The organism is Alteribacillus sp. JSM 102045, assembly GCF_041949975.1.
Classification (GTDB): Bacteria; Bacillota; Bacilli; order Bacillales; family Marinococcaceae; genus Alteribacillus.
In genome coordinates this window covers 1-26,324 of the sequence record NZ_JBHFQG010000042.1, presented here as the reverse complement: position 1 = coordinate 26,324, position 26,324 = coordinate 1, and the positions used below count along the sequence as shown (strand labels likewise).

29 protein-coding genes and 2 pseudogenes are annotated in these 26,324 nt (G+C 36.7%); 8 read left to right on the top strand and 23 right to left on the bottom strand.

The window, feature by feature from the left end; genetic code table 11:
- A partial coding sequence (locus tag ACE1TI_RS19005; RefSeq protein ID WP_375009113.1) for a DUF4372 domain-containing protein occupies positions 1 to 339 on the bottom strand: 339 nt, incomplete at its 3' end.
- A 333-nt stretch (positions 340 to 672) separates the two neighbouring features.
- Here ACE1TI_RS19005 and ACE1TI_RS19000 point away from each other — a divergent pair.
- A pseudogene (locus ACE1TI_RS19000) lies at positions 673 to 1,775 on the top strand (IS3 family transposase).
- Between the two features lie 50 nt (positions 1,776 to 1,825).
- On the opposite strand, the gene ACE1TI_RS18995 reads toward ACE1TI_RS19000, so the two are convergent.
- Positions 1,826 to 3,229: a Glu/Leu/Phe/Val family dehydrogenase gene (locus ACE1TI_RS18995; RefSeq protein ID WP_375009112.1), complete on the bottom strand. Its 1,404-nt coding sequence runs from the start codon at positions 3,227 to 3,229 to the stop codon at positions 1,826 to 1,828.
- A 541-nt stretch (positions 3,230 to 3,770) separates the two neighbouring features.
- Here ACE1TI_RS18995 and ectA point away from each other — a divergent pair.
- The 4 genes from ectA to ACE1TI_RS18975 all read left to right on the top strand — a co-directional run bounded on the left by ectA (position 3,771) and on the right by ACE1TI_RS18975 (position 6,484).
- A complete protein-coding gene (gene ectA / locus ACE1TI_RS18990; protein WP_375009111.1) occupies positions 3,771 to 4,289 on the top strand; it encodes a diaminobutyrate acetyltransferase in 519 nt (172 codons plus the stop codon).
- A gap of 58 nt (positions 4,290 to 4,347) precedes the next feature.
- Positions 4,348 to 5,631 (top strand): diaminobutyrate--2-oxoglutarate transaminase, encoded by a 1,284-nt coding sequence (ectB, locus tag ACE1TI_RS18985; protein WP_375009110.1) that lies wholly within the window; start codon positions 4,348 to 4,350, stop codon positions 5,629 to 5,631.
- Between the two features lie 129 nt (positions 5,632 to 5,760).
- Positions 5,761 to 6,147 carry an ectoine synthase gene (locus tag ACE1TI_RS18980; protein ID WP_375009109.1) on the top strand — a complete coding sequence of 129 codons (387 nt, stop codon included), beginning with the start codon at positions 5,761 to 5,763 and terminating at the stop codon, positions 6,145 to 6,147.
- A gap of 145 nt (positions 6,148 to 6,292) precedes the next feature.
- Positions 6,293 to 6,484, top strand: coding sequence for a PLDc N-terminal domain-containing protein (locus ACE1TI_RS18975; protein ID WP_375009114.1), 192 nt, complete (start codon positions 6,293 to 6,295; stop codon positions 6,482 to 6,484).
- Between the two features lie 5 nt (positions 6,485 to 6,489).
- Here the strand turns inward: ACE1TI_RS18975 and ACE1TI_RS18970 are convergent, their stop codons facing one another.
- From ACE1TI_RS18970 to ACE1TI_RS18950, 5 genes are all read right to left on the bottom strand, one after another.
- On the bottom strand, positions 6,490 to 6,729 hold the full coding sequence (locus ACE1TI_RS18970; RefSeq protein ID WP_375009108.1) for a hypothetical protein: 240 nt from the start codon (positions 6,727 to 6,729) through the stop codon (positions 6,490 to 6,492).
- Between the two features lie 228 nt (positions 6,730 to 6,957).
- On the bottom strand, positions 6,958 to 7,719 hold the full coding sequence (locus ACE1TI_RS18965; RefSeq protein ID WP_375009107.1) for a DeoR/GlpR family DNA-binding transcription regulator: 762 nt from the start codon (positions 7,717 to 7,719) through the stop codon (positions 6,958 to 6,960).
- Positions 7,720 to 8,079: 360 nt separating this feature from the next.
- Positions 8,080 to 9,201, bottom strand: coding sequence for an alanine dehydrogenase (gene ald / locus ACE1TI_RS18960; RefSeq protein ID WP_375009106.1), 1,122 nt, complete (start codon positions 9,199 to 9,201; stop codon positions 8,080 to 8,082).
- Between the two features lie 120 nt (positions 9,202 to 9,321).
- Positions 9,322 to 10,557 carry a PucR family transcriptional regulator gene (locus ACE1TI_RS18955; RefSeq protein ID WP_375009105.1) on the bottom strand — a complete coding sequence of 412 codons (1,236 nt, stop codon included), beginning with the start codon at positions 10,555 to 10,557 and terminating at the stop codon, positions 9,322 to 9,324.
- A gap of 79 nt (positions 10,558 to 10,636) precedes the next feature.
- Complete coding sequence (locus ACE1TI_RS18950; RefSeq protein WP_375009104.1) at positions 10,637 to 11,512, bottom strand: DNA-3-methyladenine glycosylase family protein; 876 nt, start codon at positions 11,510 to 11,512, stop codon at positions 10,637 to 10,639.
- Between the two features lie 123 nt (positions 11,513 to 11,635).
- On the opposite strand from ACE1TI_RS18950, the gene ACE1TI_RS18945 reads away from it, so the two are divergent.
- Complete coding sequence (locus ACE1TI_RS18945) at positions 11,636 to 11,977, top strand: GAF domain-containing protein (protein WP_375009103.1); 342 nt, start codon at positions 11,636 to 11,638, stop codon at positions 11,975 to 11,977.
- Positions 11,978 to 12,034: 57 nt separating this feature from the next.
- Here the strand turns inward: ACE1TI_RS18945 and pdaA are convergent, their stop codons facing one another.
- Positions 12,035 to 12,844, bottom strand: coding sequence for a delta-lactam-biosynthetic de-N-acetylase (gene pdaA / locus ACE1TI_RS18940; protein ID WP_375009102.1), 810 nt, complete (start codon positions 12,842 to 12,844; stop codon positions 12,035 to 12,037).
- Positions 12,845 to 13,170: 326 nt separating this feature from the next.
- On the opposite strand from pdaA, the gene ACE1TI_RS18935 reads away from it, so the two are divergent.
- Entirely contained in the window at positions 13,171 to 14,703 is a 1,533-nt protein-coding gene (locus ACE1TI_RS18935) for an AbgT family transporter (RefSeq protein WP_375009101.1), read from the top strand.
- A gap of 273 nt (positions 14,704 to 14,976) precedes the next feature.
- Here the strand turns inward: ACE1TI_RS18935 and ACE1TI_RS18930 are convergent, their stop codons facing one another.
- The 8 genes from ACE1TI_RS18930 to ACE1TI_RS18895 all read right to left on the bottom strand — a co-directional run bounded on the left by ACE1TI_RS18930 (position 14,977) and on the right by ACE1TI_RS18895 (position 20,867).
- Positions 14,977 to 15,597 (bottom strand): histidine phosphatase family protein, encoded by a 621-nt coding sequence (locus tag ACE1TI_RS18930; protein ID WP_375009100.1) that lies wholly within the window; start codon positions 15,595 to 15,597, stop codon positions 14,977 to 14,979.
- Between the two features lie 4 nt (positions 15,598 to 15,601).
- On the bottom strand, positions 15,602 to 15,802 hold the full coding sequence (locus tag ACE1TI_RS18925) for a hypothetical protein (protein WP_375009099.1): 201 nt from the start codon (positions 15,800 to 15,802) through the stop codon (positions 15,602 to 15,604).
- Entirely contained in the window at positions 15,799 to 17,181 is a 1,383-nt protein-coding gene (locus tag ACE1TI_RS18920; RefSeq protein ID WP_375009098.1) for an MATE family efflux transporter, read from the bottom strand. Before ACE1TI_RS18920 ends, ACE1TI_RS18925 begins: the two co-directional genes overlap by 4 nt.
- A gap of 63 nt (positions 17,182 to 17,244) precedes the next feature.
- Positions 17,245 to 17,625 (bottom strand): OsmC family protein, encoded by a 381-nt coding sequence (locus tag ACE1TI_RS18915; RefSeq protein ID WP_375009097.1) that lies wholly within the window; start codon positions 17,623 to 17,625, stop codon positions 17,245 to 17,247.
- 411 nt (positions 17,626 to 18,036) lie between these two features.
- A complete protein-coding gene (locus tag ACE1TI_RS18910) occupies positions 18,037 to 18,837 on the bottom strand; it encodes a VLRF1 family aeRF1-type release factor (RefSeq protein WP_375009096.1) in 801 nt (266 codons plus the stop codon).
- Positions 18,838 to 19,045: 208 nt separating this feature from the next.
- Entirely contained in the window at positions 19,046 to 19,486 is a 441-nt protein-coding gene (locus ACE1TI_RS18905) for a hypothetical protein (protein ID WP_375009095.1), read from the bottom strand.
- 132 nt (positions 19,487 to 19,618) lie between these two features.
- Positions 19,619 to 20,599, bottom strand: coding sequence for an MBL fold metallo-hydrolase (locus ACE1TI_RS18900; protein WP_375009094.1), 981 nt, complete (start codon positions 20,597 to 20,599; stop codon positions 19,619 to 19,621).
- Between the two features lie 121 nt (positions 20,600 to 20,720).
- Positions 20,721 to 20,867: a hypothetical protein gene (locus ACE1TI_RS18895; RefSeq protein ID WP_375009093.1), complete on the bottom strand. Its 147-nt coding sequence runs from the start codon at positions 20,865 to 20,867 to the stop codon at positions 20,721 to 20,723.
- Positions 20,868 to 21,216: 349 nt separating this feature from the next.
- Between ACE1TI_RS18895 and ACE1TI_RS18890 the strand changes: the two genes are divergently transcribed.
- Positions 21,217 to 21,396 (top strand): FbpB family small basic protein, encoded by a 180-nt coding sequence (locus ACE1TI_RS18890; protein ID WP_375009092.1) that lies wholly within the window; start codon positions 21,217 to 21,219, stop codon positions 21,394 to 21,396.
- A 66-nt stretch (positions 21,397 to 21,462) separates the two neighbouring features.
- Here the strand turns inward: ACE1TI_RS18890 and ACE1TI_RS18885 are convergent, their stop codons facing one another.
- The 7 genes and pseudogenes from ACE1TI_RS18885 to ACE1TI_RS18855 form a co-directional block, all read right to left on the bottom strand.
- Positions 21,463 to 22,338 carry an alpha/beta hydrolase gene (locus tag ACE1TI_RS18885; RefSeq protein WP_375009091.1) on the bottom strand — a complete coding sequence of 292 codons (876 nt, stop codon included), beginning with the start codon at positions 22,336 to 22,338 and terminating at the stop codon, positions 21,463 to 21,465.
- A 352-nt stretch (positions 22,339 to 22,690) separates the two neighbouring features.
- Entirely contained in the window at positions 22,691 to 23,125 is a 435-nt protein-coding gene (locus ACE1TI_RS18880; RefSeq protein ID WP_375009090.1) for a ferritin-like domain-containing protein, read from the bottom strand.
- 133 nt (positions 23,126 to 23,258) lie between these two features.
- Positions 23,259 to 23,693 (bottom strand): peptide-methionine (R)-S-oxide reductase MsrB, encoded by a 435-nt coding sequence (msrB, locus tag ACE1TI_RS18875; protein ID WP_375009089.1) that lies wholly within the window; start codon positions 23,691 to 23,693, stop codon positions 23,259 to 23,261.
- A 2-nt stretch (positions 23,694 to 23,695) separates the two neighbouring features.
- Positions 23,696 to 24,226: a peptide-methionine (S)-S-oxide reductase MsrA gene (gene msrA / locus ACE1TI_RS18870; RefSeq protein WP_375009088.1), complete on the bottom strand. Its 531-nt coding sequence runs from the start codon at positions 24,224 to 24,226 to the stop codon at positions 23,696 to 23,698.
- A gap of 323 nt (positions 24,227 to 24,549) precedes the next feature.
- A pseudogene (locus ACE1TI_RS18865) lies at positions 24,550 to 25,028 on the bottom strand (type 1 glutamine amidotransferase domain-containing protein).
- A gap of 113 nt (positions 25,029 to 25,141) precedes the next feature.
- Entirely contained in the window at positions 25,142 to 25,741 is a 600-nt protein-coding gene (gene rnhA, locus ACE1TI_RS18860) for a ribonuclease H (protein ID WP_375009087.1), read from the bottom strand.
- 23 nt (positions 25,742 to 25,764) lie between these two features.
- Entirely contained in the window at positions 25,765 to 26,142 is a 378-nt protein-coding gene (locus tag ACE1TI_RS18855; protein ID WP_375009086.1) for a hypothetical protein, read from the bottom strand.
- Positions 26,143 to 26,324 lie beyond the last annotated feature (182 nt).

Sequence of the window (26,324 nt, the reverse complement as noted above, 5' to 3'; positions counted from 1 at the left end):
CCCTAATGTTTGATGTAATTGTAAAACTAAATGATGAAAGAGAGACTGAAAAACACCTGAAGGTATATCCCCAAGTTTCCGCGATAGTTGAGATTTACTAATACTCTTTAAGCCTATTTCTTGTTGCGCCATTTTATTGCGTTTTACCGTTTCACTAATACGTCTAAGACTGGATAGACCTTTCAACTGGGCAAGAATGAACAGTTTCATAAACGATAGAGTATCCAACTTTTTAACATATCGATCGGTCTTGGAAGAATCTATCATTTTTTGTACTACCTTTGTTTCTAATGGATGAATGTATTTCTTAAATACAGTTTTTGTGGTATGATTGTCCATGCTATCTCCTTATAGTTAGAGATTTGGACTGGACTACCACTCTCTAATTATAAGGTTTTTTTATGTATTTTGTAGTTATAATTCACAATATTGACAATATTAGAAATGTGTTATTTCGCTTGACATTTTTATTTTATTTTCCTGCAACGCTAGTGTAATTTCCTAAACAATAAAAAAGCTGACTGCCAGGTCTGGCAGTCACCTTCTTTGTATGCGGCACGAAGATTTATTCCTGCTCTCTTTATACACTATCCGTGGATAGGCTACACTTAGTTGGACAAATTCGTTAAGGTCATATAGACTTAGATCAAATAAACGCTGAGGAGAATGAATATGACCAGACGAGCAAGAAGAAGCTTTACGAAAGAATTCAAAGAACAAATTGTCCAGCTGTACGCTTCCGGGAAGCCAAGAGCCGAAATTATCAAAGAATACGAGCTGACGCCTTCTGCCTTTGATTCGCCAATCCCAGACTAGTGGGTCCTTTGAAGAGAAAGACAACCGCACTCCTGAACAAGAAGAACTGATTCGACTACGGAAAGAGAACCAAAAACTTTCCATGGAGAATGATATTTTAAAGCAGGCCGCGCTGATCATGGGACGAAAGTAGATGTGATCCGGAACAACCGTCACAAATACTCCGTATCAGCAATGTGCGACGTCCTGCAAATTCCAAGAAGTACGTATTATTATGAAGCGAAACTCCGTGATGACCAGCATGAAGAACTGACAACCCTTATCAGAGATATTTTTAGAGACAGCCGCCATATTTATGGTCAGCGCAAGATAAAAAAGGAACTCGAAAAACTTAGTTGGACAGTATCCCGTCGCCGTATCGGATGCATCATGCGAGCACAAGGGCTGGTCTCCAAATATACTATCGCTCAATATAAGCCTTCTAAAACGACGTGTAATGATTCGGAAATTGGAAATGCATTAAATCGAGAATTTGACCAAGACCAAGAATTGAAAGTCGTTGTCAGTGATTTAACCTACGTTCGGGTCCAACACAAATGGCACTATATCTGTGTTCTTGTCGATTTATATAACAGAGAGATCATCGGCTACAGTGCTGGCCCTCATAAAGACGCGGCTTTAGTTCAACGTGCCTTTGCATCCGTTAAATACAATCTTCATCAGCTCGAGTTATTTCATACCGATCGAGGCAGTGAGTATAAAAATCAACTCATCGACAGGCACTTGAAACCTTTGGCATCGAGCGTTCCTTAAGTGAAAAAGGCACGCCATATGACAACGCTGTCGCTGAAGCAACCTTTGAGACCATCAAAACAGAGTTCATCCACGGCCGTAGCTTCCCTAACCAGTACGAACTTGACCTTGAACTTTTTGACTACGTTCATTGGTTTAATAACATTCGCATTCATGGATCACTAGATTACTTAACACCGGCTGAATATAAATCTATGAACCTTTAAATATTTGTCCAGTTTAGTGTTGACATACCATCCGTTTGTTTTTATAGTGTTTAAAATAATTTCCCGTGACGATATAAAAGTGTAATTAATCGTCTTAAAGCGATCGAATAACAGGTAAATCTCATTGTATGTTCTGTAGATTTGAAATATTCATCGTATACTTTCTTTAAAGTTTCTTTCATTTGACTGCCCATTTCTTGTAATATTTGATCTTTTGAATACAATTCTGTTACCCGGCTCTGTTTCCATTCTAAATAGGATACATGAACCCCGCCAGCGTTAGCCAAAATATCCGGTACAATAACTTTTCCTTTATTTTGCAGAAACAAATCTGCTTCCACTGATACAGGCGCATTGGCACCTTCTACTAATATATCGGCCTTAATGTCTTGCATGTTTTCCTTAGTTACCTGGTCTTCAATAGCTGCAAATATCAACACATCTGTATGAAACGTTAATAAATCTTCCGGTTTTTTAATTTCTGCCTCTAAATTTGCTTCTTTTAAATGCTGTGTTGTTTTCGGAAGTCCTTTATTTTCTTTTTCATAAGCGGCCAGCTTTTCAATATTTAGACCTTCCTTATTAATAAGAGTGACGAATTGATCTGAGACAGCGGTAACACTATGTTTAACCTCTGAACAGTTATACGCTTCAAGGGCAGCTACACTTCCAACGTTACCAAAACCTTGGACAGCTATCTCAACTGGATCGGCTTCTTTAAACTTTTCATAAAGTTTTTCAAAAGTGCGCCATTGTTTACTTCTTTCTTTATATTCCACAGGAATGTTTTCCTTTTTATCAGCGAACCATTCATTTAACAAATAAAAATAACTTAAAAAGGTTCCTATACCTGTTGATTCTCGCCGCCCTCTTGCACCGTTATTTTCCACACTTTTACCTGTGAAGGAACCTATATAAGCCTGGCCGGGGTTAATCGTTTTGTATTCCCCAACCATCCAATCAATAATTTTTTCATCAGTTCCCAGGTCAGGAGCGGGAATGTCTTGGGTAGGCCCGAGGTTTAATGCAAAACGCTGAACATACTTTTTACTGATTAAATTAAGTTCTCTTTCTGTATATTTTCTAGGATTAACATGAACGCCTCCTTTAGCTCCGCCAAAAGGAAGGCCATGCAAAGCGTTTTTTAAGGTCATTAAAATTGCCAAATTTTCTACTTCCGATTCGCTTACTTCCTCACTAAATCGAATTCCACCTTTATAGAAACCGCTGATATCATTATGCTGGATTCGGTACGCAGGAATACATTCAATCTCCCCGCCGTCTCTTGAAACCCGTATGTAGCTTTTTATTATTTTATCTGTTGTTTTTAAAATTTCCCCAGCAGATTCCAATACCTTATCCCTTTCTTTTTTATCACCTATGTCCATAAAACTTTGTTTTTTCAATTCATTGATTACCTCTTCAATTAATTCTTTTGTTTGAGAGCGTTCCATACCCATCCTCATTTTGTCTTACTAATACTATCCAATTACCTATTTATTCCTTTTTAAACCTCTGATTATCTCCACTAATTCAACCAGTGATGATTTGACAGAAGATTGCCGGTTAATAAGGAAAAGACACTCGACACTGCATACTATTATCATTGATTACTTATTTTTCTTCCAAAAATTTCAGATTTTTTCTGTATTATTTAAAAATGAAAAAAATGCTGTCATACCGGGGTTTATTGAGGTTTTATAAATGAATGGAAAACAAAATACTTTAACAAAAACGGTGTATAACCAATTATACGCTAGCATTATGTAAGCGCGGCAAGTATTACTGGCAGCCATCCCCATTAAACCTAACTAAGCACTATTAATCCTTATCAAGCGCATTTGAACTTTTATCCTGACCATCCTATTATTAATTCATGAACAGCAGAGATACACAACCTTCTCAATGAAATGAGAAAATTTATGGTTTAAGTGTGATGGTCAGGAGGAATAGGTTATCAAGGTCCTTATTAATCAAAACGAAGGTGATAAAAGGATGGAAACGAAAATGACTGATACTGTAAGCACTGTTGATTCATTAGCATTTGAAAAACCAACAGTTGAAGACGGAGCTGACATGTGGGAACTCGTAAAAAATTCAACATTAGATTTGAATTCTTCCTACAAATATATTATGATGTGCGAGTTTTTCGCTAAAACCTGTGTTGTAGCTAAAGAAAAAGGTGAACTAGTCGGCTTTGTCACAGCATTCATCCCTCCGGAAAAACGGGATACAGTTTTTGTATGGCAAGTCGGTGTGGATTCTTCCCAACGTGGAAAAGGACTGGCATCCCGACTATTAAATGAACTCGTAGAGCGTACCGCCTGCGAAGATGTGAAATATTTGGAAGCTACTGTCACACCTTCCAATGAGCCGTCACAGGCATTGTTTAAAAAACTAGCACGTACTCATAACACTAATTGTGAGGTTTCCGAATGTTTCGCAGAAGATCTTTTTCCAGGAGAAGGACATGAAGCTGAATTAACTTTCCGTATCGGTCCTTTTGATAAATAAAAAACTGTACCTATAACAATTAACGCTGATAGACCACTAAGGAGGATCTATAAATAGCATGAATCAAAACGACTTGAGCATTTTTAACGAGCGTGAATCAGAAGTCCGCAGCTATGTGCGTGGATTTCCAACTGTTTTTCATAAAGCAAAAGGATACAAACTTTGGGATTTAGATAATACGGAATATATTGATTTCTTTTCAGGAGCAGGAGCTTTAAATTACGGGCACAATGATGACAACATGAAACAAAAGCTTCTTGAATATATTCAGGAAGATGGCATTACCCATTCTTTGGATATGGCTTCTAAAGCAAAAGGGGAATTTCTTAAAAAATTTCACGAAGTGATCTTAAAACCGAGAAACCTCGATTATAAAGTAATGTTCCCTGGACCTACCGGCACAAACACTGTAGAAAGTGCATTGAAACTTGCCCGCAAAGTAACAGGACGTACAAATGTCATCAGCTTCACAAACGGGTTTCACGGAATGACAATTGGCGCATTGTCGGTAACCGGAAATGCCTTTAAACGTAAAGGTGCCGGTGTGCCCCTTCAACACTCTGTTACAATGCCATTTGATAATTATATTCAAAACACCTCTCAGGAAATAGAATATATGGAACGCTTATTAGATGATAATGGCAGCGGCGTGGATACACCTGCAGCTATTATTCTTGAAACCGTTCAAGGAGAAGGCGGATTGAATGCTGCCCGCATGGAATGGCTTCAATCTGTAGAAAAAGTCTGCCGTAAGCGCGGCATCTTGTTGATCATCGATGATGTTCAAGCGGGTGTAGGCCGTACTGGTACTTTCTTCAGCTTTGAGCCGGCAGGTATTAAACCTGATATCGTCTGCCTTTCAAAATCTATTGGAGGCAACGGTTCCCCGCTTGCACTTACTCTAATCCATCCGGAATATGATGTATTTGAGCCCGGTGAGCATAATGGCACATTCCGAGGCAACAATATGGCTTTTGTAACAGCAACAGAAGCCTTGAATTACTGGACTGATGATCGTTTAGAAAAAAATGTTCAGGAGAAATCTGAAAAGATTCACAAGTTCCTGAATGACATGATTCAAAAATATCCTCAAATCAAAGGAACTCATCGCGGCAGAGGATTTATGCAAGGTATTGCCAGTGAAGTAGATGGGCTCGCTGACAAAGTTGCTGCGAAGTGTTTTGAACATGGGCTGATTATGGAAACAGCTGGGCCAGATGATGAAGTGTTCAAGCTTTTCCCTCCTATTACTATTGATGATGAGGGATTAGATAAAGGACTTGCTATCCTTGAAAAAGCTATTGAGGAAGTTGCCAAAGGGAAAAATCTTGTTACTTCATAATGAAACGCTAAAATTTTGCTAATCATAAGAGGGCCTGATCTTTTGAAAGAAGCCTTTGGATCAGGCTCTTCTTTTGTGATAAAAAGTTTTACACAATTCTTAATCTAAATAATGTAGGAGGAAATGAACATGAAAGTAGTTAAACTAGAAGATATTCTAGGCACTGAACGAGAAGTGGATGATGGTAATTGGGTCAGCCGTCGTTTAATTCTAAAAAAAGACAACATGGGCTATTCTGTTCATGATACTATCATTAGAGCAGGTACAGAAACACATATCTGGTATCAAAACCATCTTGAATCTGTCTACTGTATTGAGGGGGAAGGAGAAGTAGAAACGCTTAGTGATAACAAAATTCACCCAATTAAAGCTGATACTCTTTATGCTCTTGATGAGCATGATGAACATTTACTTCGCGCAAAAACAGACATGAGAATGGTGTGTGTGTTTAACCCTCCTGTCAGCGGCCGTGAAGTACATGATGAAAATGGTGTTTATCCAGCTGACCTCGACTAATAAAATTCACCTTCAGCTTAATAAGCTGGAGGTTTTTTTAATTCTAAAAAAGCATTAGGCCTACAGTTTACGTGAAACATTTTTGGGAGTCTTTTCGTATATTAGATTATAGAATATATAGAGAGGGGGAAAGAAAATGGAAGTTATGGGAATTTTTGGAGTTGTATTATTATTTATAGCAGGGATATTTCTTCTAAATATCATTACGAGCGTATGGGCGTACCGGGATTCCATTCGTAAAGGCAACAGTAAAGAGTTTGCTCTTATTGTATTGATCGGAACACTCTTTTTCCCAATTGTTGGTTTGATAGTTTATTTAATTATCCGAAACAATTAACAAAATTAATGAAGGTAATAGTATTTAAATATGACACTATCACCATCAGCACCCATTTTATTTATGAGTATTCGAACATCGTTTAAAGATCTAGCTGGAAATTGATAATTACAAATCGAGGGCTTAGGTGAATGAATATCATAGGTAGTGATACAAACTGATTCTTCATAAGAATCAAAGTAAAGTATAAAAGGAAGCTCATAAGCCGGATGCTTTACTGCACCTTTATACACATAGTAAGCCATGATTCGCATCCTTCCTGCTTTAAAGGGTATCCCCCTAAAGGGTAAATGTTTTTTATACATTAGTTATTTCATCTTATGGAAATGATTGTATTAATGGCAAGGCTACCGTGGGGGCGGCTGCATTTTTCGCTGGTAATTTAAAAGAAGGTCTTCACCGTAAATTGGTGCAGACCTTCTTTAATTATATCGTCACGCTCTTCATAAGGAAGATTACGCCGATATTTTCATTTATGACTCGGCATTGATTATTTCAATGCCATTATCATTTAACATATTTATAATCTCTTCTGAAGGAGGAATATCTGTAATAATCACATCTGTAAAATCTAAACCCATTCCTTTATAAAAGTGCTTCTTATAAAACTTAGAATGATCCGCAAGGATATATACCTTATCCGCTCGTTCTGCCATTTTCTTTTTAACAGCAGCATCTTCTTCGTGAGCATAATAAAATCCGTCTTCACGTATCCCTATTACCCCAATAAATGCTTTATCCGCATAGTATTGATCTAACTTATCGAGCGTATTCGGACCGTATAAAAATCGATGTTCTGTATTTAACCGTCCTCCAAGTAAGTATATTTCTGTGTCGTAATGATGAGATACACTTTCTGCATTCACAATGGAGTTGGTAATGACAGTTAACGGATTGGTCTTAATACTTTCTGCTGTAAATTGGACCGTAGTCGAAGCATCAAGCATTATCACTTCATTCGGATTTATTAACTCAGCTGCACGCTTCGCAATTTTCTTTTTTTCCTCAGCAGTCCTTTCTAAACGTTCTGAATAACCTTTTAATGATTCCGTAATACGCGGAAGCATAACACCGCCATGAGTTCTAATAACAAGACCTTGCTCCGTTAGTTTCACCACATCTCTTCTCGCAGTGTCTCTTGAAACATTAAATTTATGACACATATCTTGAATGCTAATTCTTTGATGATTTTTTAAATGATGAACAATTGCTTCCATTCTTTCTTCTTGATACATTCTTTATTCCTCATTTCTCCTTCACCTTTAATTATAAGTGATTTTAATTATTTATCAATACTATTATATATTTTCACTTACAATTAAATATTAGAAAAACTCGGCATATCCCTTTTAAATAAAAACGCCTAAGTTAAAGGAACCTCTGCTAAGTTCGCGAACGTCCTGTACGTTGAATGCCGTAGTTTTGCTTATACTGTTTACCAATAAAAATAAATTTTATACTTTCCTAGCAGTATAAAAAAGAGCAGACCCATGATTAAGGCTGCTCTCTCTGATGCTTTGAATGTACCCATATATTCCATTCCTAGCTTTTTGATATTAATTTGTAAAACAGCTGATGGCATTTTTCATCTATTTTTATTGACCCTGTAAAATTTCCAGCGGGGCTTGTGTTGGATACCCTAAATCATTTGCTATTGCTTCATATGTTACAAAACCATTTGCAGTATTTATTCCCTTTTTTATTGCTTCATTATCTTTAGACGCTTGAATAATACCTTTATTAGCTATTTCAATAGCATAAGGAACTGTTACATTGGTTAAGGCAATCGTTGATGTTCTTGGCACCGCACCAGGCATATTAGCAACCGCATAATGTATTACTTCATGCTTAGTATAGGTGGCCGCATCATGAGTTGTAATCCGATCAGCTGTTTCTATAATGCCACCTTGATCAATTGCCACGTCGATAACAACAGATCCTGGGGACATAGAAACAATCATTTCCTCTGTCACCAGCTTTGGGGCTCTAGCCCCAGGTATTAAAACAGCTCCTATTATAAGATCTGATGATTTTACTTCCTCAAATATGTTCATTGGATTAGACATTACCGTTTGTATACTGCCGCTGTACATATTGTCTATCTCGCGAAGTTTTTGTGGATTCAAATCTATAATAGTAACTTCAGCTCCTAAACCGGCAGCAATTGTTGCTGCATTTGTACCGACTACTCCTCCACCAATAATAGTCACTTTCCCTCTTTTTACACCCGGTACACCAGAAAGTAATATACCTTTCCCGCCTTTTGTCTTTTCAAGAAATTGAGCACCGATTTGAGAAGCCATTCTTCCTGCCACTTCACTCATTGGAGTTAATAAAGGAAGAGTGCCGTCTTTTTCGACTGTTTCATAAGCTACTGCAACAACTCCTGCTTCTGTTAGAGCTTTAACAAGCTTTGGTTCGGCTGCTAAATGAAGATAAGTAAATAGGATAAGATTTTCACGGAAGTAAAAATATTCTTCTTCCAATGGTTCTTTGACTTTTATAACCATTTCGGCATGATTCCATACGTGTTCGGGGGTTTCTATAATTTTTGCACCTGCTTTTTTATATTCCTCATTTGAAAATCCGCTTCCATTGCCAGCTTTATCTTCGATTAATACATCGTGTCCCGCTTTTACAAAAGATTCTACCCCTGCTGGTGTTATAGCTACACGGTTCTCATTATTTTTAATTTCCTTAGGTACTCCAATAATCATTTATATTCCCCCAGCATTTTATTCTTACTGCTATTATAGAAGAAAAAACCAGGCACCTTCCTCGTGTTCATCCCAAAAATTATGAGCAGTGATTTGTGAAAAAACACAAATCGCTGCTCTTTAGCCGTTTAATTCAATTAAGCTGATTTCTAGAAGTAAGGATAGCTTTTGGTATGGATTATCCATATCCAATCCGGTCAACTCTTCAATTCTCTTTAATCTATAAGCTAATGTATTAACGTGAATATGCAAGTGTTGTGAAGCTTCCTTCGTGTTAGTGTCACATTGAAGATAAAGAGCCAAGCTCTTAAACAATTCGGTATTGTTTTTTTGATCATAAGACTTCAACAACTGCAGGACTGGTTCCGTACAGTTTTCTTGTTTTTTATAATCGATTAAGAGATCAGCATACTTATAAAAACCTAATTCATGATAAAAGATATACTTTTCCTTATCAACTGGAAGTTTACGATTTATCTTAATAACTTCCAAAGCCTTTTGATAACTGTTTTTCACTTCCGAAAAGTAAAAACAAATTTCTCCACTCCCTGCAGTTATTTGTTCAATGTTAAACCTTTCCTTTAATAAATGCATACATTCTTTAACAAACAAACGAATGCTTCTTTCCTTGGGCTCTTTGAAAAGAGGCTCTACTAACAAAATCATCATATTTTGATCGCTCGTATGAAAAATATTTTTTACTTTTTGTGAGGTGTTTGTTAAATACGCAATGTTCTTATGAACTCTATCACTAAACTCTCCATCCGTGTAAAATATAATGACCGAAAAGGCAGCAGGAAGTTGTGGAAACCAGCTTAAAATATCCTTTTTAACAGCTTCCTCTTCTACATTATCACCTGTTAATAATCTCCAAAACAACTCTTGACTGTTTTTTTCTCGTTCTTTTTTTCTATAGTCAACTTTCTGTAATTGCGTAACTGCTTTGGATGCAGCGGCTTCAAGCATTGATGCTTCGTGTTCATTAAAAATTCGTTTTCCTTCTAAAACCCAAATGTAGCCCAGTACTTCTTTATTTTTTTTTATAGTAACAGCCATACGAGTTCCTAAGCCAATTTCCTTAATCTCTTTAATATGTATTGCCTTATTATGTTGATGAAGAGATGGAATAATTCCCTCTTTCCATAGCTTATTAATAACTTTTTCCGGTACACGTCTTCCAATAATTGTAGAAGTTCTAGCTGAATCCGTATGTTCTTCATGTGTGCTGTATGCTAGTAGCCTGTGATTAGCATCTTCAATGGTAACCGGACCTTCTAATAGTTCACTTATATGATCCGCAAAGTCTTCTAACGAGCTAAACCGACGGTGAAAGGTTTCAATATCTCTTCCGCTCAATGTCCATCCCTCCTTTTTCAATTATAGACCGAATATTAAGACTAATATGAACAAGTCATTTCAAAATATGAGTTCATGATTACTCGTCGGGAAATTCAGTGCTCAGCCATATATAAAGAGAGGCATAGCTTGCATAAGGAGACCATTTTTCCCCACGCTGCTTAATTTCTTCTACAGAAGGTTTTTTATCTCTTTCCCAAAGTTTTTTCAACCCGTTTTGAACACCAATATCTCCAGCCGGTAAAAGATTTTCTCTCCCTAATCCGAACAATAAAAAGCATTGAGCGGTCCAATGTCCTATTCCACGGATAGCTGTTAATTCTTGAATAATTTCCTCATCGTTTTTTTGCAGCAGCTCATTCAATCGCAGCTTCTTTTCTTTAATAAGCTTTGAAGTGTCTATAACATACTCTGCTTTTCTTCTACTGAATTGAAGCTGAAGTAAATCAGAAGGTTCTAATGCTGCTACTGTTTCTGGAGATGGATAAAACCATGCTCCGTCTGCCTCTTCTCCATAAGTATGGACAAATCTTACAGACAGCGTATAAGCGAATTTCATATTGAGCTGCTGGTGAATAATAGTTTTCATTAAACATCCATATGTTTCAAAGTCCCGAACAAGCGGAAAACCAGCAAAACGTTGGAAAAGAGGGGCTAAATCTGTACCTTTAAAATAATCACTAATTGTATCTAAAGAACGCTCCCACATAAAAATATTATTTGCCTGATGATAAGCTGATTCTTTGGTGATTTTTTCACCGGTTAGTTCAGCTTTTATCCCTGAAGATGTTTCAAAAAACCGCACTAAGATTCCTTCTTTTACATTCCCTTCTTTTATTGGCAGGCGCAAGGAATGTAAGGATGAGTCAATATTTATTAGTGGGTCCGTCTTCATTCTTTGCAGTAAATGTTTGTAATTATAATTTTTTGGCAGCATCTTTTCTACTTTCCACATACGATAGCCCTCCTTCATAACTTCATTATACCATCACTCTTTTCATTTCCTAAACTTACTAGTCCGTACAGCTTTTATCGTTTGGTAAAATAGAATCAATCCAAATCGCAAAGGAGGATTCCATTGTCTATAGCCACAGACCTAGCTTCCATTCACATATTGGCTTCTGCATATCGATCAAACACTATTTCCAACACTTTAAACCAAACTGTAAATACTTTGTGTGAAAAAGTGGATTATATTAATTGGGCAGGAATTTACTTACATGAAAAAGACGAATCCCGCCTCCATGCTTCGGCCAGTGAGGGAGAAAACATACAAAGCCAGCTTGCTTTTCCGATAAAAAATCAAAAGAATGAAATTGGTGTATTAGTAGTGAAAAGCAAACAATGGATTGTATTTGATGTAACAGATGTTTCTACCTTAGAAACAGTTGCCTCTGAATTAGGTAAACTTTTTACATAAGTCCTTACACATACTTAGGACGGAAGCAGTAATGAGCTTCCGTCCTTTTGCTGTTATTTAAGGAATATTTAACACTAATTCATCCAGACTTTTAAAAGTATAGCCCTCGCTTTGACATTCATCAATTACTTTTTCTAAAGCTTCGGCATTATCTTCAGATACCGAATGTAAAAGCATAACCGCTCCAGGGTGGATCCTTCGCATGATGCTGTTATAAGCATGGCCGGGTCCTTTTTGTCCATTAGTTTCCCAATCCACATAAGCAAACGACCAAAATACATTAATATATCCCAATTGTTGTGTTTGAGCCAAAGATCTTTCATTAAAAGTCCCTTGCGGCGGTCTTAAATATATCATATCTTTTTCACCAGTAATCCGTTCATATTCTTCTTTAACTTTACCGAGTTCTTCTTCCAAACGTTTATTGCTTATTTCCGGCAAGCTTGGATGATGCCATGAATGATTGCCTACAACGTGGCCTTCTTCTTTCATTCTCTTAACTAATTCAGGAGCAGATTTCAAATAATGACCAGTTACAAAAAAAGCTGCTGGGACATTCTTTTCTTTTAAAACATCGAGTATATCAGCAGTATACCCATTTTCATAACCATTATCGAATGTTAGATATAATGATTTACTATTAGGATCTCCAATGAAAAAACCACCATATTTATTGAGCATTTCTTTATAAATTTCTTCTGTATCTGATGGTTGGTTATTTTTAGCAGGCTTAAAATTCCACCTGTATATTTCTTCCCCTAAAACATTTTCCAACGAAAAAGTCATAGTCAAGACGAGAAATAAGAAAATAAAAACAATACGCTTCACAAGACACTCCTCCGATTTTTTATTTGTTAGTTTTCGCATTAATAATTGCTCTATACAAAATAATTCCTTTTGTTGTTATATTAGTTTTCATCATATTTTATATCAGAAAATTTTTTTGCCTTAAAAGGGTTTCATTTCTAAATAATTAATGGTACAAATAACAATTGATAAGCGCTTACAATGGTAAAAGGAGTGTTTTATTAAATTAAATTTTTCATAAATATTGTAATTAATTTGCAATTAAAAAGATTAAAATTCAAAGTAAAAGTATTTCAATTATAATATTTTATATTTATAATAATATCTTGGTATAATTATTTTCAGTTTTATCTGTCGTCAAAATTTTCAAAAGGGGGAAATACATTATGGCTGATCAAAATGAAAAGCAGGGGGTTGTCCAAAGATCACTGGACATTATAGAAAAGGTAGGGAACAAACTGCCTCACCCAATTACTTTATTTGCTATCTTAGCTATCCTTGTCGTTATTGCTTCTGCTATTCTATCTAATGCTGGCTTACAAGTGGAAGATCCGGCAGAAGAAGGGGAAATGCTTACTGTCACTAACCTCCTTTCAAATGAAGGCATTGAATACATGTTCACAAGTATGGTTGAGAATTTTATTAACTTTGCACCGCTCGGAGTCGTTCTTGCAACGATGATTGGAATCGGTATTGCTGAGCGCACTGGCCTTATTAGTGTTTTACTGCGTAGTTTTGTTTTATCAGTACCTAAGTTCCTTCTTACAGGCGGCTTGGTGTTTGCAGGTATCATGTCAAGTGTTGCTTCTGATGCAGGCTATGTCGTGCTTCCACCCCTCGGTGCGATGCTCTTTGCAGCATTAGGAAGACACCCTCTTGCTGGACTTGCTGCAGCTTTTGCTGGAGTATCTGCTGGATTCAGCGCCAACTTACTTCTTTCAGCTACAGACCCTATGCTTGGAGAATTAACAATGCAAGCGGCCGCTACAATTGATGCTGCATACGCAGAGGGTATGAACAATGCAATGAACTATTACTTCATCATTGTATCCACTTTCTTTTTAACGATTGTTGGAACATTGGTAAGTGAAAAGATTGTTGAGCCGAGGCTCGGAGCTTATAAAGGAGATTACTCAGAAGAACTGCAGGAAATTACTTCACAAGAGAAAAAAGGCATGCTCTGGGCTGGAGTCTCTACTCTTGTTACGGCGATTTTACTATCTTTATTAATTGTTCCTGCCAATGCCCCTTTACGCGGGGAAGACGGGGCTATTGTACAATCGCCATTTATGAACTCATTAGTAGTTGTAATACTCATTATGTTCTTTGTGCCTGGTTTAGTATATGGTATCGTGACAAAATCTATTAGAAACGACAAAGATGTTGCAAACCAGCTTTCAGAAACGATGTCATCCATGGGAATGTTTATCGTTCTTGCGTTTACAGCTGGTCAATTTGTCGCCTATTTCAATGAAACAAATATGGGGCTTTTGCTCGGTGTATATGGCGCAGAATTTCTTGACGCTATTAACCTAAGTGGAATTCCTTTAATCATAGCATTTGTTATTATTACTGGTTTTATTAACTTATTTATCGGAAGTGCATCAGCTAAATGGGCGATCATGGCACCAGTATTTGTACCAATTATGATGCTGCAGGGTTATTCACCTGAACTTACTCAAATGGCTTATCGTGTGGCTGACTCCACTACAAATATTATTACACCGTTAATGACTTACTTTGCAATTATTATTGCATTCGCTCAAAAGTATGATAAAAAGATGGGAATTGGATCTTTGATTTCTGTCATGCTGCCTTACTCTATTATTTTCATGATCACATGGACATTAATGTTAATTGTATGGATGGCTTTCGGAATAGACCTTGGCCCAGGTTCTCCAATTGAATATAACGGGTAAAAGTAAGAATGGAGTTGTCTCATAAGTCAGTTCTCGGCAAACGCAAATGGAATATACTCGCTTTCACCCTCAGGGCACAAGTGCGACATCTACTCCAACTCTCTTTGCTCGTTCTCGTAGTGTCTTCTTTGCCGCGGGGGACGGCTCAGCCTCCTCGTGAGCAAAAACCGCTCACTGCGGGGTCTTCACACTGCCCTTTTTCCCGACGCGAAGTTCTCGCATATTCCAGTTGCTATATGACCAACTAACCTTTTGAGACAGCCCCATCTCTATTCAATAATTCATGATTCTATTGTCTTCTAGATGATGATACTGATTTATGTAATGAATAGAAAGTTTATCACCTTTCCAGCTTAATTTGGACACTCCAGTATTGTTTAGGCGAAAAGGACGGTGAAGTTTATTCCATTGTTCCCCAGCCAGTAAATACATTAAGAAGATAGTCAGAAACCCTCCGTGCGAAACTACAGCAGCTTTCTCATTTTCTTTTACTTCCGTTAATATTTTATACAAATGCCTGCACCTTGCTGTTATTTGTTCATCTGTCTCTGTTCCGCTAAGTCCAGACTGAAGTAAATTTTTATTTTTTACTTCTGGATATTCTTCATATATTTGTTCTCTTGTTTTGCCTTGCAGCGGACCTAAATTTATTTCCCGGAAATCTTTAGAAGCCTTAATTTGGACGGATTGATGCTTTTCAATAGCTTTTGCGGTTTCATATGATCTAGCCAGGTCACTGCTGTATAGGTAATCAAGTTCAACTTCAGAAAGATATTCCCCTAGCTTCATTGCTTGCCTTTTTCCTTTCAGAGTAAGAGCGAAGTCTTCACAGCCTTGTAATTTAGCAGCTCTATTTCCTTCAGATTCTCCATGCCTGATCAAGTAAATTTCCATACCGCTACCTCTCCTCTCCATCCCAGTCTTGTTTAAATTGGGTTATTTTCCGTCTTATTTGTGCCAACATCTCATCAAGCCTTTTTAACTCAGTTCGATCATGGGATTCTGCTTGTTCCATCTGTTCTATCATTTCTTGAATTAAACGAACTCGCTGTTTTAAGTATTGTAATTGCCGTTTTTGTTCATGTACCGGGCTGCTCATTCATTTCCTCCTGTTTTGTCTGTTTCTTTCTTCTCGTCATGAAAAATATTAATATCTCTCCATTTTCCCAATCGATAATAAGCTGCAGCTATGATGCTGCTCACAACAAAGCTTAGGCCAATACCAATAGCTATACCATTTTCTTCATAGAGAGAGGAGAAAGCCCAGGCAAGTGGAAAGCGCAGCACCCAGAAAGAAATAATATTAAGAATCAGTACTTGAAACATCGCCCCTGAAGAACGAACAATTCCATTTAGTACAAAATTAATACCTAAAAACGGATAAAAGAAGGCAATCATTCTAAGATAAGCGGCACCAAAATCAATCGTTGCCTGATCTTCCACAAACATACGCATTAACAGTCCCGCAGACAAAAATACAAAGAGGCCAATTGTTAACGAGACACTAAAAATTAATATCAGACCGCTTTTGGCAATGTCGCTTACCCGGTGCCATTTATCTGCTCCTATATTTTGTCCTGCCATACTGGTAATAGCAGAACCTAATGTAGTAGCAGGAATCATAATCACACTGTCTATCCGCTGTGCCGCACCATACCCAGCAACTACAGTCTCCCCAAACGAAGTAACGACTGTCATAATAGCAAGTACGCCGCCTGAAATAGCCATCATCGAAAATCCCGAAGGCAGTCCCAGCTTAAAAATTCTTTTAAATTCTGGCCATGGCGGAGGTGTTGGAATGGTGAATGGAAGACCCTTTTTTATTATGGAATAAATAATACCAAATAGAAAAGCACTGCCTTGAGAAACAACCGTGGCATAAGCTGCGCCTTCCATACCGAGATCCATGCCGGCTATAAATAACGGGTCCAGGATTGTATTAAGTACCACCGCTAAAAAAATAAAGCGAAGAGGCGTTTTACTGTCTCCGATGGCACGAAGTATAGTGCCTATAAAATTATAGCCAAACAAAAAAATGATCCCTATGAAATTTATTCTTAAATAATTTAATGCCATAGGAAAGATGCTTTCTGGGGTTCCCATCCATGAGAGTATATACGGAGACAAAATATATCCTGCGACACCTAAAAAAATCGAAAGTGTGCCTAAAACGAATACAAATGCATTTAGCGATGTTGTTAAGCCTTCACTATCATTTGCGCCTGTTCTTTGTGAAAGCACGGTCAGGGTTGCACTATTTATACCTATAATAAAAGAAAGTATCGTAAAAATAATGGTGGCAGAAATAGATACGGCACCTAGGGCATCTGCTCCAATTAGATTACCTACCCACAAACTGTCAATAATTTGATAGGAACTTTGAAGAAGGTTTCCCAAAAAGATGGGAGTAGCAAAAAGAATCATTTTTCTCATGATGCTTCCTTCTGTGAAATCCATTTGTTTGTTTTCGGTTCCCATCTTTTTCTCCCCTGTTCTAACTCATTGCGCTGTTATCTTTAAACATTTTCTTCCATAATATAACTATTTTAATTCAAAAGTTTCTGTAATATGAATGCTGTCCTTTACGGACTGTACCATCGAACAATTTTTTTTCGTCCATTCCATATTTTTTTTCATTTGATCTTCTGTTACATTTTCAGCCTCAATAATAAAATGAAGATGGATTTCCTGTATTTCATCAGCTCCCTTTCCGCTTCTTTTCACGTCTGCATTTATTTTAATATCTCTAACGGATTGTCTTCGTTTCTCCATTACTTTTCTTAGTACGCCACCGCTGCATACTGCTACCGAAGAAACAAGCAATTGATAAGGTCTGAAACCATATTCAGCATTTGAAGAAATATCTAGACTGCCAAACTCTGTATCTGTAGAAAAACCATGTTCTTTCATAGAAAATTCCATATATGTGTTCTCTCCTCTGCTTTGAATTAACTCCCTCTATTTTTAAGAAAATGAAACAGATACGTCAAGGGAACGATTAAAAATAATTTATTTCCATTGCACTTTCTTTCAATAGTAACAGATTAATTAAATTTTTTATTGTATTCTGCTTTTTTTAGTCACAGAAAAGCTGCTGTTTATGTTTTTATTAAGAACAAAAGCGCAATCGCCCTGATCAGCCTCGACAGGTAAATGTTCTCCAGGCAATAAAGGCGCTCTTTGCCTTTAATGACTGAAGGTTATTTAACCCCGAGAGGCTGAGCGCTGAAGCTAGACGCGGATCAAACAATATGGAGATAGTTATCCACAACTTGTAAAAACATAATTTCCTAAACAATAAAAAAACCAGGCATTAGATTGCCCGGTTTTTGTTTATCGAACTTTTTCACCATAGACTTTGTTTAGTACTTCATGAGAAGATTTTGAAGTCAAATTTTTAGGAATACTATCTATCACTTTTGCACCTAGATGTTTCTCAAGATCTCGAATGGATTCCTTGTTACCGACAAGATAAATTCCTTGCTGATTTCTTTTCTTTACTTCTTTATCCAAAACAGGAGCTAAATTTTTGTACCAGCGCTGACGGTTTTCTTCAAATCGCTGTTGGACTTCATCTACTTGCGTAGAACCAGAGGATATTCGTTCTGTGGCTGAATTTCCTTCATACTGGTTCCAATCTTCAGATTCTACTTCCCAGCTGAAGTGTTTTTCCTCTCGGATTTCACCAAGTGCTGTATCTATAAAATGCACGTCACTTTTTTGTACCATGACGATACCTGCAGCAGGATAACTGGACTGCATCTCTTCTAACTGATTTAACACAGGCTTTTTCTCCCAATGAAATTCAGTTTCTACAGGAACCTGAAGAATTCTTTCTACGTGGAAATTCCCATCAGCAGAAGCCATAAAAATATAACTTTTTTGCAGATTCATTTGTTGATCGTATATATGCTGATCGGCTAAATCAGCTAACTTTTTAAATGTTTTTTGTTCTTCTTGGGTGCCGCTAGTTTCTACGTACTCTTTAATTTTTTTCAGCCCATTTTTTAAGCGGATTTTCCATTCTCCTTTATGCTGACTGCCTTCTCCAAAATCAGTATTTAAATAAATAGTCAGGATACCTGTATCATCATGTTGTTTTTTATAGTTCTTTAACTCTTCCAATAATCCCATAACCAGTGCCTCCTTTTGCAGACTTATCAAAACGTTATATCAACCATATTTCCTCAAAAAAAAGAACATAAACTTAATGTTTAAAAGAAAAGCCTTTTAGATCGCTTAAAGTTAAAAAATATTCAACCTTTCCACCCCGCTAACATAGACACTTAAACAAATACTTTAAAATAAAAAAAGAGCTGCCTTAATAGACAACTCCTTTATGTTACATTTCCTTTGTAACATTATGGCTGGTCGGAAGTCTTTCTACATTGTCTGCTTGCTCTAATTGTTTCGTTTCTTCTATATCTGTTTCTTTTTCTTTTAATTCTTTTAGTTCTTCAGCTGTTTTTTGAGTTGTTTCTTTTACGTTTAATGTCGTTTCTTTTAAGTGATTTGCTCTTTCAGATATTAGCTGGATATCTTCATTTGCAGATTTTAATAAATCAGATAATTGGTTAGATGCCGTTTTTACTTGAGAGATAATTTCTTCTCTATTCTCGGAAATAAACTTACTTGCTTCATTAATAGCTGTGGCAGTCTGTTTAGTACCGTCAATTATTTTCTGTCTAGTACGCCGGTTTCCAACTATCACTAAAGCAGAAGCTCCTCCGACTGCTAAACCAATTTTAAGCCCCAGACGCGAACGCGATTGCTTTTCTTCCATAACTTCTGCACCTTCCTTCTAAACTTGTGTGACTTCTATATACATTATATAGTATCTTCATACCACCAATGAAGCATCATTATTCGTTTTATTTTATTATTTCCCTCCAACTAAAAATGAATGAATAACCATTCAATTATTTAGGTAATAAAAAAACTGATTATTTTTTAACTTAGCAGTAATTAAATTCTTTTCCTCTAATAAATCTAAGTGTCCCAATATTTCAGACATTGTTAACGCAGGTTGTTTTTCTACCGTATCTTTAAAAAACAGCCTGCACAAACTGAAACAATTCATAGCGCCATATTCATTTAATAATTGCAGCAGTTGGTCTGCACGTTTGTCTTGACTATTTAAGCGTTTATTTATTAACTCCTCGACATCCTCTACTATCTCACCGTGGCCGGGCAATACTTTTGAAATCGGATATCTTTTACAGCGGTTTAATGCCTCTCGGTATTGAAGTAAAGATCTGCTTCGATCTTTCTCTCCAGGATAAGGAGCTTCAATAATTGCGTTTGAGGAGATGTGGCCAAGAATATGATCTCCCCCAATAAAGTATCCATCTTCTTCCCTTAGTAAGGAAATATGTGTTTGTGCATGCCCGGAGGTTTCGACTGCTTTCCATCCATTTAAGCCATCAATTAAATCGCCGTGATTAAGACTGGTACGAAGCGCAGTTTTTTCTGTTAAGCGGATATAGCTTTTATGTTCTTCTAATATTTTATCTTTCAGCCTCTCGGGTAAGCCTAAACAATCATATAAATTATTAAAATAAGATATGATTTGGATAAAAAAATCAGCGTCTCCTTCAAGCCAAAAATTATTTTTCCAATGCCCTTTTATCTCTGCCGTCTCCGTAAAACGATAAGCTAATCCAGTGTGATCTGGATGATGGTGTGTTAAAATAACCTGCTCTATATCCTTAGGCTGATAGCCTCGATTTTCTAATGCTTTATTCAGTAATTCCCACGCCTCTTTTGTATTAGGCCCACTATCAACGAGTGTTAAGGCTTCTCCTTCTATTAGATATACATGTACGGGTCCCACTAAAAAAGGGGTAGGCAGAGTGATTTGGTGAATATCCTTTGTTTTCAGCATATGGCTTCCCATACTATTACTCCTTCCTTTCCTGCTCTTCCTATTATATAACTAATCTTCTCTTGGACGTTATCTTATTCAAAAAAAAAGAATGTTTAACGTTCATAGCAGCTAAACATTCGTATATTAACAATTAGTTATATACTTCTATTATGAAATCATCGGTTTCAACTTGTTCAAATTTTTCTTCTTTGCCATGCTTGAGAAGTTTTAACTTTGTGTTTAGCTCGTCAATTTGCCTCTCCATACTGTCAATAGCTCTCTTTTGAGATACGGTCATCCCTCTCCCCTCCTGAACGAAAATTCTGACATTTGTGTTTTTTGAATAATCTCGACACGACTGCAATGCTTTCTCTAATAGACATTTGAACACCCTGGAAAAACTGTTGTATTTTCATCGAGATAAAGTTGTAAATATTCTAACATCGCTTTTATGATTTGTAAATAACCTTTGTTAATGTAAGCGATTACAAAAACGAGCTCATATTTAAAATGTATTTTTATGAATAAAGATTTTGATTTTTTATTTCAACTTTTCAAAAAATATTAACATTTATATTCCCCTTGACGTTTTTTTATTCGTTATAATGGGGATGGATGAGAAAATTATATAAAGGAAGGATTGGATAATGAGAAAACCTATACGCTCCACCCTAGAAGAACTAATAAGTGAAAATAAAAAAGAACTCATGAGTGATCCAGCTGCTATAAGCAAAATAGAGAAAAAGCTGGATGAAAGAAAAGCAAAAGAAGTATATGTCGAAGAGTTAGAAGATTATAAAGAAAAAGAAATGAAATATGCAAAATAACTAAGAAACGCGGCGTTTAAACATATAAATTGGAAACGCCGCGTTTTTTATTTTATGCAAACCTTGTTACCCTTGGCTTTTCAAATATTTAATAAGCAGTTGGTAAACGATTTCCTTTTGAGCTTTTCTTTCATTTAATAAATGATGACTTCCATTATCGACGAGAATTCGTTTAGCTTTAGGGAATAACTGATGGTAAGCGTCCATATTATGTTTCCAATCTACCGTTTGATCTTTTGTCCCTTGAATGATAAGTATGTTTCGATCAATTGGATCGTTAGTTTTCAATTGTTTTTCCCACTCAAACATAGCCTTTACCCATTTTAAGGACACAACTTTTCCTTGCAGTGGATCTTCTTTTATTTTTTTCATAAAAGAAGAGTTTCCTGCATTCATACGAAACTTCCGGGGTAACTCTTTTAGAAATACGGATAACAATGGCGCCGATAACTTGCTCACCCACCATTGGCTCGGACGGATAAGCGGGGAAACTAAGCCAACTTTTTTAAATAATGCAGGAGTACCCGCTAATAAATAATCAGCTAAGATAGCCCCTCCTGTACTGTGTCCTATTCCATGTACTTTTTGAATTTCCCAGACATTTAAAGTCTCTAAAATAGAGTGAAGGGCAAATTGATACTCCTGAAAAGAATTCACCTGGTAACGTTCTCCACCCGAAAGACCATGCCCCGGTAAATCAAAAGCAGCTACATGAAACCCTTGACCAAGCAAATGTTTAATTAATGAAGCATTGGTTCCTGTATGATCAAAGAAACCATGAAGTAATAGAACAGTTTCATTTTCTTCTTTTGATTGAGAAGGAGAAAACAATTGTAGAAATAGAAAAGTGTCATGACATTTAACCCATTCATATTTCACATTTTTATTGGGTAACTTATATTTTTCCACATATTGTTTAATATCGTAGTTATTCATCATCATGCCTTAATACCTCTCCATTAAAAAACTGCTTATCGATTCGTTTTGTGATGGTATTCATACGGTGTGTATGTTATAAGTCTTTGTTAATTAATATAATTTTACACTTTTTACCTGTAGAACAAAAGCGCAAGCGCTCTGTTCAGCCTCGACAGGTAAATGTTCTCCAGTCACTAAAGGCGCTCTTTGCCTTTAATGACTGGAGGTTATTTAACCCCGAGAGGCTGGGCGCTGAAGCTAGACGCGGATCAAACAATATGGAGATAGTATCCACAACTTGTAAAAACATAATTTCCTAAACAACAAAAAAACTGTTCCCTCATCAAAGATAGAGAGAACAGCCTTACTTCCGCTATTATTGAAGACGAGGATCGTCTAATAAACGTTCCATTTCTTCCATATGGCCCGTTTCATCGGCAATCAAGTCTTCTAATTTAATTTGCAGTTCAATTAAACCTAATTCATCAGCTTGTTTAGCCCGTTTTTTATAACGTTCAATGGTATCTACTTCAGATTGGCGCGCACTTTCAAGCATTTCTTTTACGTCCTCTGTTTGTTTTACATCAGCTGGTTTCGTTGTTGGAGTGCCGCCCAATGTTTTAATTTTCTCCGCTAAATAAAGGGCGTGGCCTTGCTCATCAGCAATTTCTCCCTCAAAAAAAGGTTTTAAAACCTGGCGGTATAAACCAGAAACAACAGCAGCATAGTTGTTGTACATGATTACTGCTGCATACTCGTTAGCTAAATCTTCATTTAATCCGTCAATTAGTTCTTGCATTTTTGCATCCATTAATATTTCCTCCTTGATTTGAAGTATAGAAATTCTTTTGAGTGTGAAAAAATACTTTATTCTGTCCAAAACATGCTGTATATTAGAGATGTTACCCTTTTGCAGGAAAAGCTAAACCTGTTTGTGTTTTCTGCTACTTCTCAAACAGCTTCTTATATTCACCATACCCCTCTTTTTCTAAATCATTTTTAGGTATGAATTTTAGTGCCGCAGAATTAATACAATACCTTAATCCTTCGGGTGGAGGCCCATCAGGAAAAACATGACCAAGATGAGAGTCGGATTTCTTTGTTCTTACTTCTGTTCTTCTCATCCCAAAAGAAGTATCAAATTTTTCTACAAGGCTTTCCTCGTTAAGAGGTTTGGTAAAACTCGGCCACCCGCAGTTAGATTCAAATTTTTCGATGGAGCTGAATAAAGGTTCTCCGGAAATAATATCTACATAAATACCTTCATCCATTAAGTTCCAATATTCATTTTCAAATGGGCGTTCTGTTCCATTGTTTTGTGTAACCTCAAATTGAATAGGCTTCAGTCTTTTTTTTAAATCTTCTTTTTCATATGACATTCTTACTCACCCCAATATTCCTTAATAAATCCTTCCCGGCCCGAACCTTTTCGGTACATTAAATAGTGAAAGCGTTTTTTCTTATGATAATCCTGATGGTATTCTTCCGCTCGATAAAATGTTTTAGCAGGAAGTATAGGTGTAACAATAGGCTCGTTAAATGGACCTTCTTTATCAAGTTGTTCTTTCGATTTTTCAGCTTCTTCTTTTTGGGACTCATCGTGATAAAATATTGCTGTTTTGTATGATTCTCCTCTGTCATTAAATTGGCCTTCTTTATCAGTAGGATCAATTTGCCTCCAAAAAGTTTTTAATAATTCCTGATACGATAGTTGTGCAGGATTATATTCTATTTGCACCGCTTCTACGTGGCCGGTTGTATTTGAACATACTTCTTCATAGGTTGGGTTTTGAATATCGCCTCCAGTATATCCAGAGGTAATTGACAGGACCCCTTCGAGTTCTTCAAAGGGTCCGACCATACACCAAAAGCATCCTCCAGCAAATGTAGCTAATTTCGTTTGCTCAGCCAAATTCCCCCTCCTTCCTACTTTTACCTTAAATTATATCATTTCGTTCATTTATATACTGTAAATCTGCTTAAGAAAAGCGCAAGCGCCTAAGAAAGATGACGTTTGGCTAAATTCGTCAAGTCCTGTGACAACGTCGAACTAGCTTGTACAGGAGGTACTGACTTCTGCGTTGTGAACAGGACGTTCACACCATTAGCAGAAGTTCCTTCTACATGGGCCTTCGAGAGCCTGGGCGCTGAAGCTAGACATCAAAGCGCAAATTATATACTTTCTTACCTTATAAGAAAAGGACAGCCTAAGATGACTGCCCTTTCTAAAACGAATTATTGGAGCTGCTTTAGAGATTCTCTGTTAAACGCTGGTAAATCATCAGGAGTACGGCTTGTTACAAGGTTATGACAGACTACCACTTCCTCATCATGCACATCTGCTTTCGCGTACTCAAGATCAACTAATATCGAGGTAAAGCCAGTGGCTTTGCGTCCTTCTAGTGCCTTTGCTGTTATGAGAAGCTGCGGTCCATGACATATTGCAAAAACCGGTTTATTTTCATCTATAAAGTGCTTAGCAAATTTAACAAATCGTTCATCCGCTCTCAACATATCCGGAGAAAATCCTCCTGGTATGAATAAAGCATCAAAATCAGAAGGGTCCACTTCATCTATAGCAGCATCTACGGTAGCTTTTGCTTCTCCATTTTTCCCTTCAACTGTCTTCCCCTTTTCTTTCTCAATGACAGTTAACTGGTGCCCTTCCTTTCAAACGCTTCTTTCGAGTTTGTATACTCGGAGTCTTCAAACATGTTAGTTCACACTGTTGCTATATTCTTACTCACTATTAATCACTCCTTCATCATTCTCCTGTCCACGTTGTTACATACACCCATAGTCCGTCAATTATTAAACGTAGCGATAATTATTTTCTTCCGTAATCCGCTTTAATCTCTCCCCATTCTTTTGTATTCCATTTTAAAATAGGATTATACCACTCATTTTTTTTAAGCCAATTTTCCGCACGTTCTACTAAACGCCAAATTTCTTCTGTCTCTTTATTTCGTTTTAAAGACGAATTTGCTTTCTTTTTTTTCACCCAATTCATTGCAGTCCCTGAATCAGTGTATATTGGCTTATCACTATTTTTCTCTTTTAAATAAGCAAGGGCATGAACAATGGCTAGAAATTCTCCCATATTATTAGTGCCCATATCTACTCCTGGATGCGAAAATAAAACCTCTCCGGTTTTCGTACACACTCCCTTATATTCTACAAATCCTGGATTCCCATGGGAGCCAGCATCCACTGACACACTATCTTCTACATACGACTGATTACTGTTTTGTTTTAAAGAAGGAGTAGTACTTTCTCCCTTAAACGCACGTTCTGCTTCTTCTTTTGAGAGAAAGGATCGAAAGGAGGCACCCGGAAACCCTTTCACTTCTTTTTCACATTCAGCCCAGCTGCTGTAAATACCTGGTTTTCTTCCTTTCCAAACAACATAGTATTTCTTTTTCGCCATTGTTAACACTCCAGTAAAATATTTTATTTCTTGTTTTGTTGTTTTTTTAAGTAGATGATGTTGCTGTTTTTTTGCATACGATAAGGCTGCAAGTAAGACCGGAAAAGAGGGACTGTTAAAGTGTACAGAAGAATAATAAAAGGAAGAGGATACACGTAGGCATATAAAAACGTAGTTAACCATCCTTTTGATTGCAGCGCTTCTAATACCATACCATGAAAGACAATGGAACTTGTACCAAACATCATAATCATAAAAATTATATTTACCACATGAAATGTGAAAAAAGGCTGTTTATCATTCACTTCTTTTTCAAGCATCCATTGCATTGACAAAGCTGTAATCATCGTAATTATAACCGTTACAGAGGGCAGAAATATTATAAATATCAAATCTTTCATTGACATTCCTCCTCCCCTTTTTACTAACAATATAATTACCTCTTTTCATTTTAACGGTTCTATGTCAAATGTTGGGGTAGGAGTGCCTTACTCCTACTCCTTTATCCTACTTGAAATTCCGTTATTTTATATTGGTGATGTAATAAGACACGTAACCTTAAACGATCATAACGCTTGAAGCC

Excerpts from the sequence above, each read along its gene's own strand:
- ACE1TI_RS18995 (WP_375009112.1), bottom strand. The coding sequence starts at position 3,229 with ATGGAACGCTCTCAAACAAAAGAATTAATTGAAGAGGTAATCAATGAA.
- ectA (WP_375009111.1), top strand. The coding sequence starts at position 3,771 with ATGGAAACGAAAATGACTGATACTGTAAGCACTGTTGATTCATTAGCA.
- ectB (WP_375009110.1), top strand. The coding sequence starts at position 4,348 with ATGAATCAAAACGACTTGAGCATTTTTAACGAGCGTGAATCAGAAGTC.
- ACE1TI_RS18980 (WP_375009109.1), top strand. The coding sequence starts at position 5,761 with ATGAAAGTAGTTAAACTAGAAGATATTCTAGGCACTGAACGAGAAGTG.
- ACE1TI_RS18975 (WP_375009114.1), top strand. The coding sequence starts at position 6,293 with ATGGGAATTTTTGGAGTTGTATTATTATTTATAGCAGGGATATTTCTT.
- ACE1TI_RS18970 (WP_375009108.1), bottom strand. The coding sequence starts at position 6,729 with ATGGCTTACTATGTGTATAAAGGTGCAGTAAAGCATCCGGCTTATGAG.
- ACE1TI_RS18965 (WP_375009107.1), bottom strand. The coding sequence starts at position 7,719 with ATGTATCAAGAAGAAAGAATGGAAGCAATTGTTCATCATTTAAAAAAT.
- ald (WP_375009106.1), bottom strand. The coding sequence starts at position 9,201 with ATGATTATTGGAGTACCTAAGGAAATTAAAAATAATGAGAACCGTGTA.
- ACE1TI_RS18950 (WP_375009104.1), bottom strand. The coding sequence starts at position 11,512 with ATGTGGAAAGTAGAAAAGATGCTGCCAAAAAATTATAATTACAAACAT.
- pdaA (WP_375009102.1), bottom strand. The coding sequence starts at position 12,844 with ATGCGAAAACTAACAAATAAAAAATCGGAGGAGTGTCTTGTGAAGCGT.
- ACE1TI_RS18935 (WP_375009101.1), top strand. The coding sequence starts at position 13,171 with ATGGCTGATCAAAATGAAAAGCAGGGGGTTGTCCAAAGATCACTGGAC.
- ACE1TI_RS18930 (WP_375009100.1), bottom strand. The coding sequence starts at position 15,597 with ATGGAAATTTACTTGATCAGGCATGGAGAATCTGAAGGAAATAGAGCT.
- ACE1TI_RS18925 (WP_375009099.1), bottom strand. The coding sequence starts at position 15,802 with ATGAGCAGCCCGGTACATGAACAAAAACGGCAATTACAATACTTAAAA.
- ACE1TI_RS18920 (WP_375009098.1), bottom strand. The coding sequence starts at position 17,181 with ATGGGAACCGAAAACAAACAAATGGATTTCACAGAAGGAAGCATCATG.
- ACE1TI_RS18915 (WP_375009097.1), bottom strand. The coding sequence starts at position 17,625 with ATGGAATTTTCTATGAAAGAACATGGTTTTTCTACAGATACAGAGTTT.
- ACE1TI_RS18910 (WP_375009096.1), bottom strand. The coding sequence starts at position 18,837 with ATGGGATTATTGGAAGAGTTAAAGAACTATAAAAAACAACATGATGAT.
- ACE1TI_RS18905 (WP_375009095.1), bottom strand. The coding sequence starts at position 19,486 with ATGGAAGAAAAGCAATCGCGTTCGCGTCTGGGGCTTAAAATTGGTTTA.
- ACE1TI_RS18900 (WP_375009094.1), bottom strand. The coding sequence starts at position 20,599 with ATGGGAAGCCATATGCTGAAAACAAAGGATATTCACCAAATCACTCTG.
- ACE1TI_RS18895 (WP_375009093.1), bottom strand. The coding sequence starts at position 20,867 with ATGACCGTATCTCAAAAGAGAGCTATTGACAGTATGGAGAGGCAAATT.
- ACE1TI_RS18890 (WP_375009092.1), top strand. The coding sequence starts at position 21,217 with ATGAGAAAACCTATACGCTCCACCCTAGAAGAACTAATAAGTGAAAAT.
- ACE1TI_RS18885 (WP_375009091.1), bottom strand. The coding sequence starts at position 22,338 with ATGATGATGAATAACTACGATATTAAACAATATGTGGAAAAATATAAG.
- ACE1TI_RS18880 (WP_375009090.1), bottom strand. The coding sequence starts at position 23,125 with ATGGATGCAAAAATGCAAGAACTAATTGACGGATTAAATGAAGATTTA.
- msrB (WP_375009089.1), bottom strand. The coding sequence starts at position 23,693 with ATGTCATATGAAAAAGAAGATTTAAAAAAAAGACTGAAGCCTATTCAA.
- rnhA (WP_375009087.1), bottom strand. The coding sequence starts at position 25,741 with ATGGCGAAAAAGAAATACTATGTTGTTTGGAAAGGAAGAAAACCAGGT.
- ACE1TI_RS18855 (WP_375009086.1), bottom strand. The coding sequence starts at position 26,142 with ATGAAAGATTTGATATTTATAATATTTCTGCCCTCTGTAACGGTTATA.